Consider the following 19,726-nt stretch of genomic DNA (forward strand, 5'->3'; position numbering starts at 1 on the left):
CATGACGGGGCAGCCCAGGCGGGCGGAAGTCCGGCGAACGGCGGATTTACAACGTTGTACCAACGATGTAAATCTGGGCTGACCGGGTCAGGAAAGGGGAAACCCCATGTCAGTCGCCCGCCGCAACTTCCTCAAAGCCACCGTCGCGACAGGTCTGGCCGTCGGCATCGGCACCCAGGCCGAAGCCCATGCCGAAACCGCGATCGCCTCGCCCTACGTCGCCAACCGCGCGCCGCTGCTGCCCGCTCCCCTGCTGCGGCTCCCGCCCGGCTCGGCGCGGGCCGACGGCTGGCTGGCCACCCAGCTCCGCAAGCAGCTCGACGGGCTCAACGGCCGCTACCAGGAGATTTCGCACTACCTCGCGTTCGGAAACACCGGTTGGACACGGCCCGAGCTGGGCGGCTGGGAGGAGGTGCCGTACTGGCTGCGCGGGTACGGCGACCTCGGCTACGTCACCGGCGACGCCCGCGTGCTGGCCGACACCCGCCGCTGGATCGACGCCGTCCTCGCCACCCAGGCCGCGGACGGCTTCTTCGGACCGTCCGAACTGCGCACCCGGCAATCCGGCCACGCGGACCTGTGGCCGCACATGCCGATGCTGCACGCGCTGCGCTCGTACGAGGAGTACACAAAGGACAGTCGTGTCGTCCCGTTCCTCAGCCGGTACTTCCGGTTCATGGCGGCGCAACCGACGTCCGTGTACACCGACGGCTGGGGTCACACCCGCTGGGCCGACACGATCGACGTCGTCTACTGGCTCTACAACCGCACCGGTGAGGCGTTCCTGCTCGACCTGGTCCGCACCATCCACCGGTATTCGGCGAACTGGACGGACAACCTGCCGACCGGGCACAACGTCAACATCACCCAGGGTTTCCGCGAACCGGGCCAGTTCTGGGTCCTGTCCGGCGATCCCGCGCATCGCGCGAGCGCCTACGCGAACTACGACCGGATCCAGGGCCGCTACGGCCAGTTCCCCGGCGGCGGCTTCGCCGGGGACGAGAACGTCCGTCCCGGTTACGACGATCCGAGGCAGGGCTTCGAGACCTGCGGGATCGTCGAATACATGATGAGCCACGAGATCCTCGCCAGGACCACCGGCGACCCCGTCTGGGCCGACCGCGTCGAGGAACTCGCGTTCAACCTGCTCCCGGCCGCGCTGGACCCGGCCGGGCGAAGCGTCCACTACGTGACGTCGGCGAACGGGATCCAGCTCGACAGGCAGCCGAAGACGTTGAGCCAGTTCGACAACGACTTCGCCATGCAGGCGTACGAGCCGGGTATCGACAACTACCGTTGCTGCCCGCACAACTATGGGATGGGCTGGCCGTACTACGTCGAAGAGATGTGGCAGGCCACGGCGGGCGGCGGTCTCTGCGCGATGCTGTACGGCGCTTCCACGGTGACGGCGAAGGTGGCCGGCGGTACTTCGGTGACCGTCGGCCAAGCGACCGCCTACCCGTTCTCGGACACGATCACGTTCACCTTCTCGCTGCCGAAACCGACGGAATTCCCTTTCCAGGTCAGGATTCCCGGCTGGTGCGCGGCGCCGTCGCTGTCGGTCAACGGCGGACCGGTCGCCGTGAGCAGCGGCCCGCGCTACGAAACCGTCCGCCGGATGTGGCGTACCGGCGACCGCGTCACCCTGCGGCTCCCGATGACCACCCGCACGCGGATCTGGGCCCGCAACCACGGCTCCGTCTCGGTCGACCGCGGGCCGCTGACCTATTCCCTCGCGATCCAGGAGAACTGGAGCCGGGTCGCGGGCGACGAGCAATGGCCGGTCCACGAGGTCCGGCCCGGATCGGCGTGGAACTACGGTCTGGTGCCGCAGGCCGCGTTCACCGTCGTCACGACCGGCGGGAACCCGCTCGACCCGTTCACCCCGGCGAACAGCCCGGTCCGGCTCACCACCGACGCCCAACGCGTCGACGCGTGGCAGGCGAATGAGCAGAACGTGATCGACGAACTGGCCGACAGCCCGGTCGCCGTCGACACCCCGGTCCAGCGCGTGACCCTGATCCCGATGGGCGCCGCGCGGCTGCGGGTGACGTCGTTCCCGAGGACCGGCGGTTCCCGGCCGTGGCGCTCCGGGTGGAGCAGGATCGAGAACCGCAACTCCGGCAAACTCCTCGGGGTCGACCGGATGTCCACCGCGGACTCCGCACAGGTCGTCCAGTTCCACGACAACGGGACCGCGGACCATCTGTGGCGGCTGCTGGACAACGGCGACGGCTGGTTCCGTGTCAAGAACCGCAACTCCGGCAAGGTCCTCGGCGTCGACCGGATGTCCACCGCGAACTCGGCACGCGTCGTGCAGTTCGACGACAACGGCACGTCGGACCACCTGTGGCGGTTCCTGGACAACGGGGACGGCTGGTTCCGGCTCCAGAACCTCAATTCCGGCAAGGTCCTCGGCGTGGACCTGATGTCCACGGCGGATTCGGCGATCGTGGTCCAGTTCGACGACAACGGGACCGCCGATCACCTGTGGCGCCTGCTGGACTAGCTCTTCGACAGGCTCCGGCTCGCCGCGTCCGCGATCTTCTGCACGATGAGCGGCTGCCCGTCCGGCGACTTCACCGTGGGGTTGACCGAGTACGCCACGACCCTGGAAAGGTTCTGGGTCGCGAAGATCCCGCTCGCGTAGCCGTACCGGCTGCCGGTCTTCCCCCAGACGGTGATCCCGTTCAGGCTCAGCTTCATCAGGCCCTGGCTGTAACTGGCCGGGCCACTGCCGTCGGACATCGGCACACGGGGAACGGCGAACAGCCGCGGCATCACGGCGGGACCGAGCAGCCGTCCCTGGAACAGGCCGGTGATGAACTTGCCGAGGTCCTCCGCCGTGGAGATGATCGCGCCCGCGGCGCCGGGGATGGACTGGTTCATCTCGGTGACGTCGACCAGTTTCCCGTCCACGTCCAGATATCCGCGCGCGGCCGGGTTCGGCAGTCGCGGGTCGTCCTCCGGATAGTAGGTGCGCCAGAGGCCGAGCGGGACGGTGATGCGATCGCGCAGGTTGCGCGCGTAGGACTGTCCCGTCACCTTCTCGACGAGCATCCCGGCCGTCACGTACGCGGTGTTCGTGTACTTCTGCGCCGTGCCGGGCCGGAAGTCGATCGGGTGACGCAGCGCGGTGTCCACGACCTGGCGCGGGCTCCAGTGCTCGTAGCGGTGCGCGAGGATCCACTCCGGCTCGTAGAGACCGGGGATGTCCACCGACGGCAGCCCGGACGTGTGGTCGAGCAGGGTGCGCACCGGCACCGGCGGATAGCCCGCCGGGAGCAGACCGGGGAGATACCGCTGGACCGGCTGTTCGAGGTCGATCCGGTGTTCCTGCGCCAGTTGCAGCACCATGACGGCGGTGTAGACCTTGGTGGTACTGCCGATCCGGAAGAACCCGTCCGGCCGGACGGGGGCGTGCGTGCGGGCGTCGGACTCACCGGAGGTGCCGGACCAGGACCCCGAGTCGCCGGTGACCCGGACCAGCGCACCCCTCGTGTCCTTGTCGGGCAGGCCCGCGATCGCCGCCGACAACGCGGCCGGATCGGGCTTTCCGAGATCCGACGCCGCGGCGGCCGTCACCGGGGTGAGGGCCGCCGCGACGGCGACGACTACTACTGCTGTGACAATTGGAAGTTTCATGTCACACATGATGTCCGCGCGAGGCAGCGGGGACATCAGGGAAATACCCGGTCTCCGAAGATCAGGGTCACTCCACGGTGACGGACTTCGCGAGGTTCCGCGGCTTGTCGATGTCGTGGCCGAGGATCAGCGCCGCGTGGTAGGCCAGCAGCTGCAGCGGGATCGTGAGCAGGATCGGGTCGAGTTCCGGCTCCGAACGCGGGACCACGAACCGCGGCACGTCGAGGTCGCCGAAGTCGACGTCGTCGTGGGTGATCGCCAGCACCTGCCCCTTGCGCGCCTTGATCTGCTGCATCGCGGCGAGGTTGCGGTCGGCGAGGTCGTCGGACGGCACGATCGCGACCGTCGGCAGCTCCTCGTCGATCAGCGCGAGCGGGCCGTGCTTGAGTTCCGAGGTCTGGTAGGCCTCCGCGTGACGGTACGAGATCTCCTTGAACTTCTGCGCACCCTCGCGCGCCACCGGGAAGCCCCGGACCCGGCCGATGAAGAACAGGCTCCGCGCGTCCGCGCAGATCTTGGCGTGCTCGGCGATCTGGGACTCCGCCTCGACGATGGAGGCGACCTGCGCGGGCAGTGCCCGCAGCGCCGCGACGATCCGCTGTCCGTCCGCATTGGACAGATCGCGGACCCGGCCGAGCGCCAGCGCGATCATCGCGAAGCCGACGGCCATGTTGGTCAGCGCCTTGGTCGACGCGACGGCGATCTCCGGACCGGCGTGCAGGTACAGGCCGCCGTCGCAGGCCCGCGCGATCGTCGAGCCGACGACGTTGACGAGGCCGACCACCCGGCCGCCCTTGCGCTTGACCTCTTCGACGGCGAACGCGGTGTCCGCGGTCTCGCCGGACTGGCTGACCGCGATGTAGAGGGTGTCCGCTTCGATGATCGGGTTGCGGTAGCGGAACTCGGACGCGGCCTCCGCGTCGGCCGGGACCCGCGCCAGATCCTCGATCATGGTCGCGCCGATCTGCCCCGCGTAGTACGCCGAGCCGCAGCCGAGGATCTTCACCCTCGCGAAACCGCGCAGGTCACGGGCGGTCAGGTTCAGACCGTCCAAACGGGACACACCGAACCGGTCGTCGAGGCGGCCCCGGATCATCCGCTCCAGGCACTCGGGCTGTTCCTGGATCTCCTTGTACATGTAGTGCCGGTGACCGCCGAGGTCGAGGTCGTCGGCCTGGATGTCGATCTCGGTCGCGGCCTTGCCGGTGTCGCTCTCGTCGACGGTGAAGGTGCGGTAACCCGTGGCGGAGACGCTGGCAAACTCGCCGTCGTCGAGGTGCACCACCTGCGAGGTGTGCCGGACCAGCGCGGACAGGTCGCTGGCCACGAACATCTCCCGGTCGCCGACGCCGATGATCAGCGGCGAACCGTTACGCGCGACCACCACACGGTCGGGGTGCTCGGTGTCGGTCACCGCGATCGCGTACGTCCCCGTGACGCGGGAAACGGCTTCGACGACGGCGTCTTCGAGGGTCTTCGCGCCCGACCTCGCGATGAGGTGGGCGAGCACCTCGGTGTCGGTCTCGGAGGTCAGGGTCACCCCGGCCTGGCCGAGCTGCTCGCGCAGCGCGTCGGCGTTGTCGATGATCCCGTTGTGCACCACGGAGATCCGGCCGTCCTCGGAGACGTGCGGATGGGCGTTCGCCTCGGTCGCCGGGCCGTGCGTCGCCCACCTCGTGTGCCCGATGCCGACCTTGCCCGCGAGCCGCTTGGGCAGGGCCGCCGTCAGGTTCCGCACCCGCCCCACGATCCGGTGCACCTGAGCGCCTTTGCCGCCCAGCACGGAGATCCCGGCCGAGTCGTAGCCGCGGTACTCCAGCCGGGTGAGCCCCTCGATCAGGATCGGGGCGGCGTTCTGGCCGCCGATGTAGCCGACGATTCCGCACATGACGAGTCAACCTCACAAAAAGAAACGGACGGGGATGGTGTTCCGTCAGCCGTAGACGATGCGGCGCAGTTGCCGCTCGGACAGGTCGGGAGGCGCGACGAGGCGACGGCTCAGCTCCCCGGCGACGAGCGGGAAGATCTCGGGGTTCTTCCTGCCTTCGGCCTGCAACCGCGCGTGCCGCGACCGGACGTACTGCTCGACCGGCTGCCGGTAGAACGCCAGGACGTCCTCGACGACACGGGCGGCGATGGCCGTCGACAGACCTGTCGACGAGGCCACCTGCTCGACGATGTCCGCGTCCTCCACTGGACCCATCATGCACATCAGGATACCGAAACACCAGTTCTTGCCCGAAATCGGGCAAGAACTGGTGACTTCAGGATCGGATCGCCACTACCAGGCCGGTGACCAGGGCAGCTCGTTCCACCATCGACTCGACCAGCAGGTACTCGTGGTCCGCGTGAGCACCACCCCCGACGGCGCCCAATCCGTCGAGGGTCGGGACGCCGATCGCGGCGGTGAGGTTCCCGTCGCTCCCGCCCCCGACGGCCACCCCGGCGACTCCGGGCAGCAGCCGTTCCGCGACGGCGAAGAGGTCCGCGGCGGCAGACTCGGGCATCGGAGGCCGGTGGATCCCGCCGAGCACCGCGATTTCCGCCCCGTCGAGCCGCGGGGTGAGCGCGGCGAAGCCCGCCTCGACGCGCTCCTTCTCGGCGGCGGACTCGACCCGGACGTCGACCACGACGGTCGCGGAGGCGGGGACGACGTTGCTCGCCGTGCCCGCCGAAGCGACGGTCGGCGTGACGCTCGTCCCGGCCTCGGGCCTGCCGAGCGCGGCGATGGCCAGCACCTGATGTGCGGCTTCGGTCAGCGCGTTGATCCCGGCCTCGGGTTCGAGGCCTGCGTGCGAAGCCCGGCCGGTGATGACGACCTCGAACCTGCCACATCCCTTGCGGCCGATCTTCAGGCCGCCGCCGTCGGCCGCTCCTTCGAACACGAGCACCGTGCCGCACGCGCGGGCGCGGTCCTCGATGAGCGTCCGCGACCCGTGCGATCCCGTTTCCTCGTCGGCGGTCACCAGGATCTCGACGCCGGTCAGGTCGTCCAGTGCCGCCAGGCCGTGGATCGCCTGCACCAGCCCGCCGAGCATGTCGAACACCCCCGGCCCGGTCACCTTGCCGTCGGCCACCGCGAACGGGCGGCGGGCCAGTGTGCCGATCGGGAACACGGTGTCGTGATGTCCCAGGATCAGCACGCGCGGCTCACCACCGCCGGACCACCGGACGTGCGGCCCCGCCGCGCTCTCCACGAGTGCCGCCGTTCCGCCGAGGCGGGTCTCGAGGATGGCGGCGAGGGCCTCGGCCGACGCCGTCAAAGCCTCGATGTCGCCCGACGGCGACTCGATCTCGACGAGTGTCCTGAGGTCTTCGATCATCGCGTCGACAGTCATGCGGACATTTTCTCAGGCGGCTCCGGCGGGGACACCCTCGTCTTCGCTCAACCGCTCGGTCTTGGTCCAGGAATTGCGCCGGGCCAGCACGCGGAACAGGGCGCGCCAGGTCGCGATCACGCCGAGCACCAGGAACCCCGGATAGAGAAGGCCCGCGAGCAGGCAGCGGTGAAGCGGTTCCTCACCGAGACGCAGCCGGTGCACGACAGCCCACACCACGCCGGGCACCAGCAGCACGGCCACGCCGATCAGGGCCGCGCCCGGCAGCGCCGACGGCGGCGCGATCAGCCCGCCCAGGGTGACACCCGACCAGGAAGCGACGAGCGTGCCCGCGAACAACAGCGAAACCACCAAGGACAACGGCACCGTCAGCCAAGGCGTCACGAGGTAGGCGAGGAAGTCCAAAAGACCGATACTGCCGACATGCCTTGACGCCAGCAGTTTCCGCAAATGCCTTGCGCATTGCAAATTGCCCTGCGCCCACCGGGTGCGTTGCCGCAACAACCTGCGCAGATCGACGAGGCCCTGTTGCGTCACCCACGCCGATTTCACATAACGCATCCGGATACCGGCGACATGCAGCCTCAGCCCGAGTTCGAGATCCTCGACCAGGCAGTCCGACCAAGGGGCCGGGTCGAAGCGGCGTAATACGCCCAGTCTCGAAAACTGCCCGTTTCCGCCCATTCCGACACTGCCCGCCAAATCGCGCAAACTTTGCGAAGCGTCGGCGACCGCGCCGAACTCCAAATCCTGCAGCAAAGCGAGCACGCTGCGTCGGTTGTGAATACGCACCCGGCATTGCACGGCGCCGACGCCGCGGTCGCCGAACACGTCGGCCACCTCGCGCAGCATCCCCTGGCTGCCCCGGCCGTCCCCGTCGATGATGCCGACGATCGTCTTCGGCACGCTTCCCTCGGCTTCGCACAGGCGGAGGATGTAGCGGTACCCGGCGTTCAACGCCTCGCCCTTGCCCTGTCTGGCGTGCGGGAGTTCACGGCGCAGGACGTGCAGGCGCGGGTCCGTCACCTCGCGGAGGACGTCCGGCGTGCCGTCGTCCGAACCGTCGTCGATGACCAGAACACGGACCGGGTTCCGTTCCGTGCCAAGCGAAAGCGCGTTGCGGACGGTGTTGCCGACCACCCGCTCCTCGTTGAGCGCCGGGATGACGATCCAGAACTCCAGGCCCTCGCCGCGCGAGGCAACCGCCCGGCGCGGGCGCCCGGTGCGCCACGCGAACGCGGCGAGCAGGATGTTGTGCGCCGGCCACCACAGGAGCAGCAGCATCATGGTCGCGGCGAAGGCGGGGTTCGTCATGAGCGGGTGGTTCAGTCCTTCAAGCGAAGGTGCAGCGAACGCGCCATGAGCAGCAACGCGACCGCCCCGATCACCGCCGCGAGCACGGTGCTCACCGTCGCGCCCGCCATCGTCGCGCCGATTCCGAGCGCGGAAACCTTGACCGGGCCCACCGGCACCATCGACATGTCTTTCCTTCGGACAGGGGGCGCCACAAACATCTACTCACAGTTTTCATACCGTGAGTACGGGGTCACCCAGGGAAGCGATATTCAGCCTTTCGGGTGGGTACAGTACCCCGTCTGTGTTAACGTTCGCGGGCGACGATCCCCCGTAAAGGTGACCATCAAGTAGTGATCCTCGCCTCACCTAACACTCTTTCGTGACTTCAACGACGAATTCACGCCGTACCTCAGCGCGAACCCGGAAGAAGGACCAGGTGCGTAACGCACAGAACGAGACCGACGTCATGCCCGAAATCTGGCTGGTCGCGGGAACCCGCCCGGAAGCCGTGAAACTGGCTCCGGTGGCCAGGGCATTGGCTTCCGGAGGCCGGATGCGGCCCGTGATCGTCGCCACGGGACAGCATCCGGAAATGGTCGGCCAGGCCTTGGCGACGTTCGGCTTGACGACGGATGAAAACCTGACGCTGAACCGGCGAACGGGTTCCCAGCCGGAACTCCTTTCCGGCCTCCTCACCGGTCTGGAAGAAGTGGCCGACCGGCGCCCGCCCGCCGCCGTGGTCGTCCAGGGCGACACGACGACCACCTTGGCCGGGGCGCTCGCCGCGTTCTGGCGCCGCGTCCCCGTGGTGCACCTCGAAGCCGGCCTCCGCTCGTTCGACCTCGGCGCGCCGTTCCCCGAGGAACTCAACCGGAAACTGGTGACCCAGGCGGCCGCGCTCCACCTCGCCCCCACGCCCGACGCCGCCGCGAACCTGCGCGCCGAAGGGGTGCCCGAGAAGAACGTGCTGGTCGCGGGGAACACCGTCGTCGACGCGATCCTCACGGTGACGGACAAATCCACCACGGTGCACAATCCGGAACTGGCGACACTGCTCGAGAACGCGACCCGCGGCGCGGTCAAGCTGATGCTGGTCACCCTCCACCGCCGCGAATCCTGGGGTGAGCCGATGCGCCGGGTCCTGCGCGCGGTGGCCGACCTGATGGCCGCGGATCCGGAACTGCGGGTGGTGCTTCCCGCGCATCCGAACCCGGAAGTGCGCGACCTGGTCCGCGAAGAGCTGGCGGGCTCGCCGGGCGCGCTGATCACCGGCCCGCTGCCCTATCCCGAACTGGCCGCGACCCTCGCCGCCAGCACGATCGTGCTCTCCGATTCCGGCGGGATCCAGGAGGAGGCCCCGACTTTCGGTGTCCCGGTCCTGGTGCTCCGTGACGTCACCGAGCGCATGGAGGCCGTGAACGCCGGCTGCGCGCTGCTTGTCGGTACGGATCGCGACATGATCGTCTCGACCGCGAAGCGACTGCTGAACGACCCAGCGGCGCGTACGCGGATGATGAGCAGCGGCAACCCCTTCGGCGACGGCGCCGCGGCGGAACGGACCGAGCGGGCGCTCGCGTATCTGCTGGGCCTGGCCCCGGATCTGCCCGCCCCGTTCCGGCCGTCCTCCGCGAACGAACCGGTCGAGGTCTGACCCGATGACGGAGGACAAGGGCGCGCGGCGTTTTCGCCTGCCCGCTTGGTTCCGGCTCGTGGTCGTCGCGGTCGTCGCCCTCACCGTCGCGGGGTTCGTCCTGGTCCAGGTCACCGGGACGGATCCGGTGACGGCTTCGCCGCCCGCCACTCCGGTGCCGCTCGCCGGCCGCCTTCCCGAGGCGGCCAAGGCGGGGCTGCCCGGCCCCGGCGGCGACCCGAACCGGAAGACTCTCGTGCTCTACGACGACGGGCGCAAGAAGGACGGGACCGTTTCCCCGCCCGAAGAGGTCAAGACGGCCGAGGCGTACGCGATGTTCACCGCGAACCTCGTTTCCCGTGGCACCGCTTGGGAAATGCGGCCCGCCGCCGACTACCGGCCGCGGCAGGCGGACGCGTTCCAGGCCGTGGTGTACCTCGGCTCGGTCTCCGACGCGGCGTTGCCGAAAGCGTTTCTCAGCGACGTCGCGGCTGCTCGTGTCCCCGTGGTCTGGATCGGCGCCAACATCTGGCAATTGCCCGCCGTCCCCGGCTGGCGCGCGAAGAGCTATCGCGACGACAACCCCACCACCGTCACCTACAAGGGCACTCCCCTGCGCCGCGATCCGCGTTCGGGCACCGGGGTCGTCGCGATCGACGTCCGTGACACGACGAAGGTCCAGATCCTGGCCGAGGCGAGCACCCCCGGCGGCACGCCGTCACCCTGGGCCGTCCATTCAGGACAGTTGACGTATGTGGCCGAAGTTCCTTACGCCTACGCGGAAGCGCAAGACCGCTACCTCGCCGCGGCCGACATCCTCCTGGGTGTCCTTTCGCCGCAGGCGCCGAACCGGCACCGCGCGCTGATCCGGCTCGAAGACGTCGGTCCCCGGACGAAACCCGAAGAACTCCGCAGGGTCACGGACTTCCTCGTCCGGCAGAAGGTCCCGTTCTCCCTCGCGGTCTACCCGTACTACTCGGATCCGCAGGGCCGGGCCAACGACGGGAAGCCGACCTCCGCGCGGCTGGTGGACTCGCCGGAACTGGTCGACGTGCTCAAGGAGGCCGTCCAGGCGGGCGCGACGCTGGTCATGCACGGCTACAGCCACCAGAGTGACAGCGGCCCGAACCCGTACGACGGGGTGAGCGCGAGCGACTTCGAGTTCTACAAGTCCAGTGTCGACGGCAACGGCGTCGTGCGCATGGACGGGCCGATGCCCGAGGACTCGGCGCGCTGGTTCGACGAGCGGATCGCGACCGGCCTCGGGGAGTTCCGGCGAGTGGGCCTCCCGGAACCGACGATGTTCGAGTTCCCGCACTACGGCGGTTCCGCCGTGGACTACCAGCGGACCACCGAACTCTTCCAGGCCCGCTACGACCGCGGCAGTTACTACGCGGGCTTCTGCCCCGGCGGCCGATGCGGCTCGACGGCCACGGCGACGTCGGAACAGGTGTACGGGCAGTTCTTCCCGTACCCGGTACGCGACGTCTACGGCGCGAACGTCGTCCCCGAGAACATCGGCAACGTGGCGCCCGTGGCGTTCAACCAGCACGCCTCCCGCACCGCCGTCGACATGCTCGCCGACGCCCAGAGCGCGCTCGTCGTCCGCGACAACGTCGCCGGCTTCTTCTACCACCCTTTTCTCGGCGAAGGTGGCCTGCGGGATCTGGTGAGTTCTCTGCAGGCGCTGGGGTACCGCTTCGCCACGACGTCGGAGATCCTCGACGGCTGAGTCTCGTGAGTGGCGCGGCAAGGCGTGACGGGGCGGAAAGTCCGGTTCTCGACCTTTGACGGTTGCCGACCGGCGCCGGACTGCGCATGCTTTGCGCCAACCCGGCGTCGGTGGGGGTGCCTATGTACCAGGAACGCGAGGAGCCCAGCGCGCGGCGAGCGGTGCCGGACGCGGTGCGGTCCGGACCATTCCATCGCGCGCTTTCCGAAGCGGTGGATCACCGCGGGCTTTCCCTGTCCCGTATCCGCGCGCATCTGGCGGCGCGCGGTGTTTCCGTGGCGGAATCGACCTTGAGCTACTGGCAGCGCGGGCTCCGGCATCCGTCGACGCCGCGCTCGCTCGAAATCGTCCGCGCGCTCGAAGCGGTGCTGGGCCTGCCGCCGGACAGCCTGGTCGTCCTGATCGGCCCGCAGCGGCGGTCACCCGGCGACGACCACCGGCCCTCGGTGGCGGAACTACGGCAAAGCTGGGCCGAAACCTGCTCGCTGATGGACGAACTGAGCGAATCCCCCGGTGCGGAGGGAAACGCGAAGCTCGACGTGGTGACCGTCGTCGACGTGCTGACCTTGACCGGGCAAGGCCGGACCTCGGAGATCACCTCGACCATGGTCGTGCGGGCGCGCGAGCCCGGCGCGGACGGCTTCGTGGTGACCCATCAAGACGAAGACGGCACCGACATGGAGGCCACGACGGTCTTCGCCACCGATGGCTGCCGAAGAGGCAGAGTGCGGCGAAGCACCTCCTCGCCGGGAATGGTGTTCGAGCTCCTCTTCGACCGCAGCTTGGCCGAAGGCGAGACATACACCTTCGCGTTCACCCTGCGCCTGGCCGCGTCGGTCCGGTCCACCTGTTTCCACCGGACGGTACGAGCCCGCATGTCGGCGTACCTGCTTCGCATGCGTTTCGACGCCGACGCGATCCCCGCCCGCTGTGTCAAAACCGTGCGGGAGCGCGAGGATCTGGCTCCCGTGGTCAGCGAACCGCTGCACCCCGGACCGGGTGCGACGGTCAGTGCCTACTTCGAAGAACTCGACGTCGGCATCGCGGGGATCGACCTCATCTGGGAGTGAGGCGGCGTTTCCGCAACACCGTGACCAGCACGAGCCCCAGCCCGGCGATCCCGGCGGCGATCAACCCGGCCACGATCGAGACGGGCAGGCCGGTGTCGGCGGCAGGGGGTACGGTCTGGGCGAAGCCGATCCCGCCATCACGCTGGTAGTCCGATCCAGGGAGCTTGTCGGCGTAGCGGCCGTGCACAGTCCGCTGATAGTCGGGCAGCGGGACGAGCTTCCCCACCGGCGACTGCGGCAGGCTCGCCTGCAGCAGCACCACACCGTCGGGACGCAGTTCGTACCAGCCGTTGATCTGGGGCTCGTTGAGCAGCACCGAACCGGGCCGCAGCCGCGCGCTCAGGGTCTCTTCGTCGTTGCCGGAGAACACGCTCGCGGCGACCCATTTTCCCTGGCCTTCCGGCATCGCCTGCAGCGTGGCCTTCTGACCGGAATCGGCGGTGGCCGTCACGGCGACGGATCGCAGCACGCCCGCCGGCGCCCCGGCGATGCCCCTGACGAAGTCGGGATTGAGGGTGTAGACCGGGAAACCCTTCTCCCCCATCGTGATCCGTTGCGGTTCGATGTGGTCGACCTGCCGGAAGTTCGATCTCGCGAGTCCGATCGCGTCGGGCTGCGCTGCGACGCTCACGGCGGCCGCGAGATCGCCGGACGAGGGCGCGACGACGTTCTCGCTCGCCGAGGCGGGCAGCGTGGCGGGGAGCAGCGTCGCGACGGCGACCGCGAGACATCCGGAGAACTTCCGGCAGATCGTGTTCATGACCGCGTCTCAGCCCTTCCGGATGTTGACGATGGTGTCGTTCCAGCGGAACTGGCCGTTGCTGCGGTACTGGTTGTAGTTCCAGGTCTGGTAGCGCTGATACGTCGGCCACGGGTCACCGACCATGATCGACTGGTTCGCCGAGTCGTAGCCGTAGATCACCTCCGCGTGGCCACCGCCGGAGGTCCAGTAGATCCCCGTCAGGTTCAGGATCCCGGCGTCGACCTGGCTGACGACCGAGTTGAAGCCGATCGGCCCGCCCGCGTCCTGCGCGGAGAAACCGGTGCCCCGGAAACCGCGGACGATCTCGGAGATCTGGGCCGCCTGGTTCGGGCAGTACCCGGCCGAGGAACCCTTGCCAGCGGCGCAGAACTGGGCCTGGGTGGCACTGCCGCCCTGCGACCGCTCGATGCTCGAACCGTCCGCGGCCCAGCACCACTGGTTCTGCTGCTGCACCTGCTGGGTGTAGTTCAGCTGCTTGGAGGCGGCCGTCGAGGCGACCGTGAACGCGGTCCCCGCGACCGGCGCGATCTCGCGCACTTGAGTGTGGGTCTGGGTCTTGATCAGGCCGGTGGGCCGGTCCCCGGCGTCGCCGGGCTGCGCGAGGGCGGTGGCGGGCAACATGCTCAGCGCGAAGACGGCGGCTCCGGTGGCCAGTACGGCCCTCGAAAGGCTCTTCACAGATGTCTCCTTTGACACGGGGATGGGGAGATCACCGTGCGCCGCCCCGGCCACGGGGACAACGCCCTCACCGGGCGCGGGAGAACCGCTGTGATCGTTCACAGCTCGGGGTCACGTTCGCGGGCCAGGAAACACCGGGTGAACCGGCGGCGGGACACGATCGCCGCGCAAGATTCACGACCCCTTCACAAAGGCTGTGAATCCACCACTGATCAGGACCTCGGTGTCGCGAGGGTGGTGGGCCGGGTACGGCCCCGCAAGGTGACGTCCTCCGTCGCCTTCCACCGCGTGGCTTCGGGCTCGGCCGCCGACTCGATCGCCGTCCACGAAGCGAGCAACCGGGCTTCGACGTTCTTCGCCAGTTCCGTCAACCGGGCCGCTTCGTTGACCGGGTCGCCGATGACCGTGTACTCGAACCGCCGCGGATCGCCGACGTTCCCGGCGACCACCTCACCCGTCGCCACCCCGATCCCGGCCGGGCATTCCGGCACCTCCGCGGCCAGCCTGCGCGCGATCGCCCTGCCCGTGGACAACGCGAGGGTCGCGTGGTCGGCCAACAGCACCGGCGCGCCGAAGATCGCGAGCGCGGCGTCACCGACGAACTTGTTGACCAGCCCGTGGTTGCGGTCGACCTCGTCGACCACCACCGCGAAGAACCGGTTGAGCAGGCCGACGACCTCTTCGGGCGGGCGGCTCGCGGCCAGCGTCGTCGAGCCGATCAGGTCCACGAACAGCACCGACACCGTCCGCACCGTGCCGCCGAGTTCGGCGGTGGTGGTGCGCATCGCCTCGCTCGCGACGTCCTCGCCGACGTGCCTGCCGAACAGGTCCCGCAACCGTTCGCGTTCGGCGAGACCGACGGCCATCCCGTTGAACCCCGCTTGCAGCAGACCGAGTTCGGTGCCGTCGTAGACCGGGATCTCCACGGCGAAATCACCGGCCCGCACCCTGCCCAGCGCGTGCTGCACCGACCGGATCGGGTTCACCACGGCGCGGGCGGTGAACACCGTCACCAGCAACCCGAAGCACAGCACCACCAGGCCCAGCACGATCACCGAGATGGCGAGTTTCGTGGTCGACACGTCGCCGCGCACCCACGCCAGGACGGCCGTGACCACCAGCCCGGCCACCGGGACCCCGGTGCCGAGGCACCAGAACAGCAGCATCCGCAGATTGACCCCGCCGCTGAGCGGCCGCGCCGGCGAAGTGCCCGCCAAGGCCAGGGCCGCGTACGGCCGCAGGATGAACTCACCCGCGAGATAGGCGATCGCGCAGACGACCACCCCCGCGAACGCGACGACGAGCAGTTCGGTCAGCACGACCCGCGGCTGCACCAGCGCGGCCAGCACGCCGAACACGACGGTCGCGACGCCCCACAGCACCGCCTGGACCAGCGTCAGGCGCAACGGGACCCGCAGGCTGGCGGCGCGTTCCGTGTCGGTCGGCGTCCGGCCTTCGGCCGCCCAGCGCAACGTCCGCAGCGCGCCGCGGGTGCCCCACAGCGCGCCCACGACGACGGCGGAGACCACGTAGCCGGGGACCGCGATCGCGGTCACCCGGACGAGTTCGCCGGACATACCGGGAGCGGGCATGAGCAGGGCCGCCAGCCCGACCACGACCAGCGCGCCGATGACGTTGGTCGCGATCAGCGTGCCGGTGAGCAGCCCCTGGACGCGGCGGCGCAACACGGCCGCGTCCTGATCGAGCGGACCGAGCAGCCACGAGCCGAACGGCCCCTGCCCGCGGCCCCGAAGTGAGGAGTCCCTGTCTGGTCGCACCCGTCCCCGCCGTTCACCCGGTTTGAGTGAACGACTGTACACCGAACGCGGGGCTCAGCCGACGTGGATCCCCGGCCGCCGCGCCGGGTCCCGCTCACTGGTGCGGATGATCTCCCGGACCACCGGAGCGGTGTCCCCGCGCCCGAGGATCAGATAGCGGAACAGATGCCCGAGCGGATTGCCCTCGCTCCATTCGAAATGGCACTGCGGACGCACGCCGGTGGTGTCGCGCAACGAGAGCAGGACCGCCGCGATCGCGTTCGGCGCGGCCGGGCTTTCCACGCGCAGGACCCGGAAACCCTCGATCTCGACACCGCGGACCTTCAGCACGTCGCTGAAGCCGGACGGGTCGATGACGTCGATCTCGAGGAACAGGACGTCGGCGGCGCCCGGCACCGGGTTCAGGCCACGCTGTTCGGCCTCCTTCGCCCGGTACTCGTCGGCGTCCCCGGCCTGACGGCGGTTCGCGATGATGGTCAGCGCGCCGTCGTAAGCGATCGACTCGGTGACGAACCGGCGGGCGGGCTCGTCGAACTCGATGTGCTCCACCCGCAGTTCCGTGGTGCGGCTGACCCGCGAGACCAGCGACACGACGATGATCCCGAGGATGAAGAACGCGGAGATGGTGAGCCCGTCGGGCTTCTCGATGACGTTCTCCACCAAGGCGTAGATCAGGATCAGGGTCAGCACGGCGAAGGCGATCGCGGCCTTGCGCTGACGTTTCTTCGCCGCGGAGATGGCGACCGCGACCGACGCGGACACCATCATCGCGAGGATCCCGGTGGCGTACGCCCCGGCTTGGGCGTTGACGTCGGCGTTGAAGACGATCGTCACCAGGACGCAGATCGCGGTGTAGACGAGCACCACCGGCCGCACGGCGCGGGCCCAGTCCGGAGCCATCCCGTACGCGGGCAGGTACCGCGGCACGATGTTGATCAGCCCGGCCATCGCCGACGCCCCGGCGAACCACAGGATCAGGATGCTGCTGATGTCATACGCCGTGCCGACCCATTCGCCGAGCAGTTCGTGCGCGAGATACGCCAGCGCCCGGCCGTTCGCCTCGCCGCCCGGTTTGAACTGATCCGCCGGGATCAGGATCGTGGTGACGAAACTGGTCGCGATCAGGTACACGGACATGATCAGCGCGGCGACGGTGAGCAGCTTGCGGGTGTTGCGGATCCGGTTCGCCAATTTCCGCTCGGCGTTCTCGCCCTTGGCCGCGACGAGCGGCATCATGCTCACGCCGGTCTCGAAACCGGACAATCCGAGCACCAGCAACGGAAACGCCAGGATCGCCGGGCCGACGACACCGCCGAACCCGCCTCCCCCGGAGGTGAGCGCGTCGGTCCAGCGGCCGAACGCGGCGGGTTCGGCGATCACCTCGCCGATCCCGGCGACCACCACCACGGCGTTTAGCAGCAGGAACACCGCCACCAGCGGGATCGCGACCCCGACCGCCTCGCTGAACCCGAGCAGGAACACCCCGCCGAGGATCAGCAGCAGGATCACCGTGATCAGCACCGCGTGCCCGTGCAGGAACGACGGCACGTGCGGATTCTCCAGCGCGTGCACCGTGGCGTCGGCCGAGGACAGCGTGATGGTGATGATCCACGACGTCGCGACGAAACCGAGCAGCACCAGGACGAAGAGCTTGCCGCGCCAGAACGGCAGCAGGTTTTCGAGCATCGCGACCGATCCCTGGCCGTGCGGGCTCTCCTTCGCCACCCGCCGGTACATCGGCAGCATGCCGAGCAGGGTGAGCGCGACGATCAGCAACGTCGCCAGCGGCGAGAGGGCGCCGGCGGCCAGAGCCGCGATGCCGGGAAGGTACGACAGCGTGGAGAAGTAGTCGACCCCGGTGAGGCACATGACCTTCCACCACGACTGCGGAGTGGTGTGCTCCTCGTGGCTTTCCGGCCCGACCGGCTGGACGCGGTGCTCCATCAGCCAGCGGCCGACCCTGCCCGTCGGCGCCGCCTGCCGGACCGGGCTGTCCACCCGATCCGGAACAACGAATTCCGGTACCTCGGTCATGCCGTGCCTCCCCCGCGTTTCGTGTGCGCGCACAGCATGCCCGACCCGTCCGGCGGAGCCGATCCGGCACGCCGGATCGTCAGCGGACAGTGCCGGAGCCCACCAGCGTGGTGGCGTCGAGCTCGGTGACCCCTTCGGCGCGCAAGGAATCGAGATACCTCTCACGCACCTGTTCGAGGACACCGGGTTCGAGATCGTCGACAATCCCCCGGAAACCGGAACCGATGACGACCAGCCACGCCACTTCGGGTGTCATCGTCAGCCGCAGCTCGTTGACCACGACGTCCACATCGGACAGATCGCGCCCGGAAAGCCAGTCGGCGTAGGTGCCGACCTGGTTGATCCGGTCGATCAGACCGGGTTCGCGTTCCGGCGGCGGCTCGGAAGCGGTCACCTCGGCCATCGCCCGCCCGACGTGACGTCCGGCCGTCACCATCGCACCACCGCGCCAGATGGTGAACACTGCCCGCCCACCGGGACGGACCCGGCTGATCAGCCGTTCGGTACCGGCCGTCATGTCGGGGAAGAAGAAGATGCCGAGCGCGGACAGCACGGCGTCGTAGCCGTCGGTGTCCCAGGCCGTCGCGTCGGCTTCGTGGGCGCGCAGTTGCGGCAGATCCGCCGAAATCCGGCGAAGCTCGCCGATCATCGGCCCCGAGAGGTCGATCGCGTCCACCACACCGCCGGTGCCGACGGCACGGGCAGCCGGAATCGCCGACGCTCCCGTGCCGCAGCAGGCGTCGAGGACACGGGATCCTTCGCCGATCCCGGCGGCCGCCACCGTGGCCGCGCCGATCGGGTCCCACAGATGACGGCCCAGTGCGGTGAAATCGGCGGCGGCCGCGTCGAAGGCACGCTGGGTGCCGACCTTGCGAGAAGACATGCCGCGACGATATCCGTTTCGCGCTCCGTGCGAAGCCACCTACGACGGGGCACCCGGTCGGCGGGCTGATCGCGAACTGTTCCGGCACTAGCGTGGTCGTCATAGCGGACCGGGCCTCACCGTATGAAGCGACGGTCTTCTGGCGCTGCACACGCTGAGACCAATCCGGCCCCGGCCGGGCTCCGAAAACCGGACATGGACCAAGGAGACCTCGCCCCGGACTTCACCCTGCCCGACGACACCGGCCGGGACCGCACGCTGTCGGACTTCCTGGCAAGCGGCCCGGTCGTGCTGTTCTTCTATCCCGCCGCGATGACCGGCGGCTGCACCGCCGAGAGCTGCCACTTCCGCGACCTGGCCGCGGAATTCGGCGAAGTCGGCGCCCACCGCGTCGGGATCAGCCCGGACGGCGTCACCAAACAGCGAGAATTCTCCGCCCTGCACGGCTTCGACTATCCGCTGCTGTCCGATGTGGACGGTACAGTCGCCAAGCAGTTCGGTGTCTGGCGCCGGTTCAGCCCGCTGCACGCCAAACGGCACACCTTCGTGATCGACACCGACCGCAAGGTCCTCGCGGTGATCAAGAGTGAGCTGAAGTTCGACGTCCACGCCGACAAGGCGCTCGCGGCCCTGCGCGAGCGGACGCCCGCCTCCTAGCCGCTCCTCGCGAGTGGCAAGGCTGGTTCTGACGGACCCGTATTTGCCTGCCCACTGGTGCGACTGGCGGTCGAGTGTGGAGGATTCGGGACGTTCAACGTCCTGAATCCTCCACGCTCGGTCTCGGTGATGGGGGATTCGGGACGTCGCACGTCCGGAAGCTTCCCCCGTCGCGTATCTGCCACCGGTCGTGACCGGTGCGACCTTGATCGACGGAGAACT

Annotated in this window: 16 protein-coding genes; 5 read left to right on the top strand and 11 right to left on the bottom strand. The window is 69.0% G+C overall.

Annotated features, from left to right (window positions below; all coding sequences use genetic code 11):
* The first annotated feature begins 106 nt into the window (after nucleotides 1–106).
* Nucleotides 107–2,509: a beta-L-arabinofuranosidase domain-containing protein gene (locus AMYAL_RS0103250; protein ID WP_020629868.1), complete on the top strand. Its 2,403-nt coding sequence runs from the start codon at nucleotides 107–109 to the stop codon at nucleotides 2,507–2,509.
* On the opposite strand, the gene AMYAL_RS0103255 is transcribed toward AMYAL_RS0103250, so the two are convergent.
* The 6 genes from AMYAL_RS0103255 to AMYAL_RS49810 form a co-directional block, all read right to left on the bottom strand.
* Complete coding sequence (locus tag AMYAL_RS0103255; RefSeq protein WP_026466699.1) at nucleotides 2,506–3,645, bottom strand: serine hydrolase domain-containing protein; 1,140 nt, start codon at nucleotides 3,643–3,645, stop codon at nucleotides 2,506–2,508. The genes AMYAL_RS0103250 and AMYAL_RS0103255 overlap by 4 nt on opposite strands.
* Nucleotides 3,646–3,712: 67 nt before the next feature.
* Nucleotides 3,713–5,533, bottom strand: a complete 1,821-nt coding sequence (gene glmS, locus AMYAL_RS0103260; RefSeq protein WP_020629870.1) for a glutamine--fructose-6-phosphate transaminase (isomerizing) — start codon at nucleotides 5,531–5,533, stop codon at nucleotides 3,713–3,715.
* Nucleotides 5,534–5,578: 45 nt separating this feature from the next.
* A complete protein-coding gene (locus AMYAL_RS0103265) occupies nucleotides 5,579–5,851 on the bottom strand; it encodes a hypothetical protein (protein WP_026466700.1) in 273 nt (90 codons plus the stop codon).
* A 58-nt stretch (nucleotides 5,852–5,909) separates the two neighbouring features.
* A complete protein-coding gene (locus tag AMYAL_RS0103270; RefSeq protein WP_020629872.1) occupies nucleotides 5,910–6,983 on the bottom strand; it encodes a M20 family metallopeptidase in 1,074 nt (357 codons plus the stop codon).
* A 12-nt stretch (nucleotides 6,984–6,995) separates the two neighbouring features.
* The gene (locus AMYAL_RS0103275; RefSeq protein WP_020629873.1) at nucleotides 6,996–8,297 is read right to left on the bottom strand and encodes a glycosyltransferase family 2 protein; all 1,302 of its coding nucleotides are present in this window, start codon (nucleotides 8,295–8,297) and stop codon (nucleotides 6,996–6,998) included.
* Between the two features lie 11 nt (nucleotides 8,298–8,308).
* Entirely contained in the window at nucleotides 8,309–8,464 is a 156-nt protein-coding gene (locus AMYAL_RS49810) for a hypothetical protein (protein WP_020629874.1), read from the bottom strand.
* Nucleotides 8,465–8,715: 251 nt separating this feature from the next.
* On the opposite strand from AMYAL_RS49810, the gene wecB reads away from it, so the two are divergent.
* The 3 genes from wecB (at nucleotide 8,716) to AMYAL_RS0103295 (ending at nucleotide 12,711) form a co-directional block, all read left to right on the top strand.
* On the top strand, nucleotides 8,716–9,930 hold the full coding sequence (gene wecB / locus AMYAL_RS0103285) for a non-hydrolyzing UDP-N-acetylglucosamine 2-epimerase (protein ID WP_020629875.1): 1,215 nt from the start codon (nucleotides 8,716–8,718) through the stop codon (nucleotides 9,928–9,930).
* A 4-nt stretch (nucleotides 9,931–9,934) separates the two neighbouring features.
* The gene (locus tag AMYAL_RS0103290) at nucleotides 9,935–11,641 is read left to right on the top strand and encodes a DUF2334 domain-containing protein (RefSeq protein WP_020629876.1); all 1,707 of its coding nucleotides are present in this window, start codon (nucleotides 9,935–9,937) and stop codon (nucleotides 11,639–11,641) included.
* A gap of 122 nt (nucleotides 11,642–11,763) precedes the next feature.
* A complete protein-coding gene (locus tag AMYAL_RS0103295) occupies nucleotides 11,764–12,711 on the top strand; it encodes a helix-turn-helix domain-containing protein (RefSeq protein WP_020629877.1) in 948 nt (315 codons plus the stop codon).
* Here AMYAL_RS0103295 and AMYAL_RS0103300 read toward each other — a convergent pair.
* The 5 genes from AMYAL_RS0103300 to AMYAL_RS0103320 form a co-directional block, all read right to left on the bottom strand.
* The gene (locus AMYAL_RS0103300; RefSeq protein WP_020629878.1) at nucleotides 12,698–13,471 is read right to left on the bottom strand and encodes a hypothetical protein; all 774 of its coding nucleotides are present in this window, start codon (nucleotides 13,469–13,471) and stop codon (nucleotides 12,698–12,700) included. The genes AMYAL_RS0103295 and AMYAL_RS0103300 overlap by 14 nt on opposite strands.
* Nucleotides 13,472–13,480: 9 nt before the next feature.
* Complete coding sequence (locus tag AMYAL_RS0103305; RefSeq protein WP_020629879.1) at nucleotides 13,481–14,152, bottom strand: papain-like cysteine protease family protein; 672 nt, start codon at nucleotides 14,150–14,152, stop codon at nucleotides 13,481–13,483.
* Between the two features lie 212 nt (nucleotides 14,153–14,364).
* On the bottom strand, nucleotides 14,365–15,930 hold the full coding sequence (locus AMYAL_RS0103310; RefSeq protein WP_020629880.1) for an adenylate/guanylate cyclase domain-containing protein: 1,566 nt from the start codon (nucleotides 15,928–15,930) through the stop codon (nucleotides 14,365–14,367).
* 54 nt (nucleotides 15,931–15,984) lie between these two features.
* Nucleotides 15,985–17,964 (bottom strand): APC family permease, encoded by a 1,980-nt coding sequence (locus tag AMYAL_RS0103315; RefSeq protein ID WP_020629881.1) that lies wholly within the window; start codon nucleotides 17,962–17,964, stop codon nucleotides 15,985–15,987.
* 79 nt (nucleotides 17,965–18,043) lie between these two features.
* On the bottom strand, nucleotides 18,044–18,847 hold the full coding sequence (locus AMYAL_RS0103320; RefSeq protein WP_020629882.1) for a class I SAM-dependent methyltransferase: 804 nt from the start codon (nucleotides 18,845–18,847) through the stop codon (nucleotides 18,044–18,046).
* 195 nt (nucleotides 18,848–19,042) lie between these two features.
* Between AMYAL_RS0103320 and AMYAL_RS0103325 the strand changes: the two genes are divergently transcribed.
* Nucleotides 19,043–19,504, top strand: coding sequence for a peroxiredoxin (locus AMYAL_RS0103325; RefSeq protein ID WP_020629883.1), 462 nt, complete (start codon nucleotides 19,043–19,045; stop codon nucleotides 19,502–19,504).
* The last annotated feature ends 222 nt before the right edge of the window (nucleotides 19,505–19,726 follow it).

The organism is Amycolatopsis alba DSM 44262 (genome assembly GCF_000384215.1).
Classification (GTDB): Bacteria; Actinomycetota; Actinomycetes; order Mycobacteriales; family Pseudonocardiaceae; genus Amycolatopsis; species Amycolatopsis alba.

What these genes read in the sequence shown, in the direction of transcription:
- AMYAL_RS0103325 (WP_020629883.1), top strand. Translation starts at nt 19,043, where the DNA reads ATGGACCAAGGAGACCTCGCCCCGGACTTCACCCTGCCCGACGACACC.
- AMYAL_RS0103265 (WP_026466700.1), bottom strand. Translation starts at nt 5,851, where the DNA reads ATGATGGGTCCAGTGGAGGACGCGGACATCGTCGAGCAGGTGGCCTCG.
- AMYAL_RS0103275 (WP_020629873.1), bottom strand. Translation starts at nt 8,297, where the DNA reads ATGACGAACCCCGCCTTCGCCGCGACCATGATGCTGCTGCTCCTGTGG.
- AMYAL_RS0103320 (WP_020629882.1), bottom strand. Translation starts at nt 18,847, where the DNA reads ATGTCTTCTCGCAAGGTCGGCACCCAGCGTGCCTTCGACGCGGCCGCC.
- AMYAL_RS0103315 (WP_020629881.1), bottom strand. Translation starts at nt 17,964, where the DNA reads ATGACCGAGGTACCGGAATTCGTTGTTCCGGATCGGGTGGACAGCCCG.
- AMYAL_RS0103250 (WP_020629868.1), top strand. Translation starts at nt 107, where the DNA reads ATGTCAGTCGCCCGCCGCAACTTCCTCAAAGCCACCGTCGCGACAGGT.
- AMYAL_RS0103255 (WP_026466699.1), bottom strand. Translation starts at nt 3,645, where the DNA reads ATGAAACTTCCAATTGTCACAGCAGTAGTAGTCGTCGCCGTCGCGGCG.
- AMYAL_RS0103290 (WP_020629876.1), top strand. Translation starts at nt 9,935, where the DNA reads ATGACGGAGGACAAGGGCGCGCGGCGTTTTCGCCTGCCCGCTTGGTTC.
- AMYAL_RS49810 (WP_020629874.1), bottom strand. Translation starts at nt 8,464, where the DNA reads ATGTCGATGGTGCCGGTGGGCCCGGTCAAGGTTTCCGCGCTCGGAATC.
- AMYAL_RS0103295 (WP_020629877.1), top strand. Translation starts at nt 11,764, where the DNA reads ATGTACCAGGAACGCGAGGAGCCCAGCGCGCGGCGAGCGGTGCCGGAC.
- glmS (WP_020629870.1), bottom strand. Translation starts at nt 5,533, where the DNA reads ATGTGCGGAATCGTCGGCTACATCGGCGGCCAGAACGCCGCCCCGATC.
- AMYAL_RS0103270 (WP_020629872.1), bottom strand. Translation starts at nt 6,983, where the DNA reads ATGACTGTCGACGCGATGATCGAAGACCTCAGGACACTCGTCGAGATC.
- AMYAL_RS0103300 (WP_020629878.1), bottom strand. Translation starts at nt 13,471, where the DNA reads ATGAACACGATCTGCCGGAAGTTCTCCGGATGTCTCGCGGTCGCCGTC.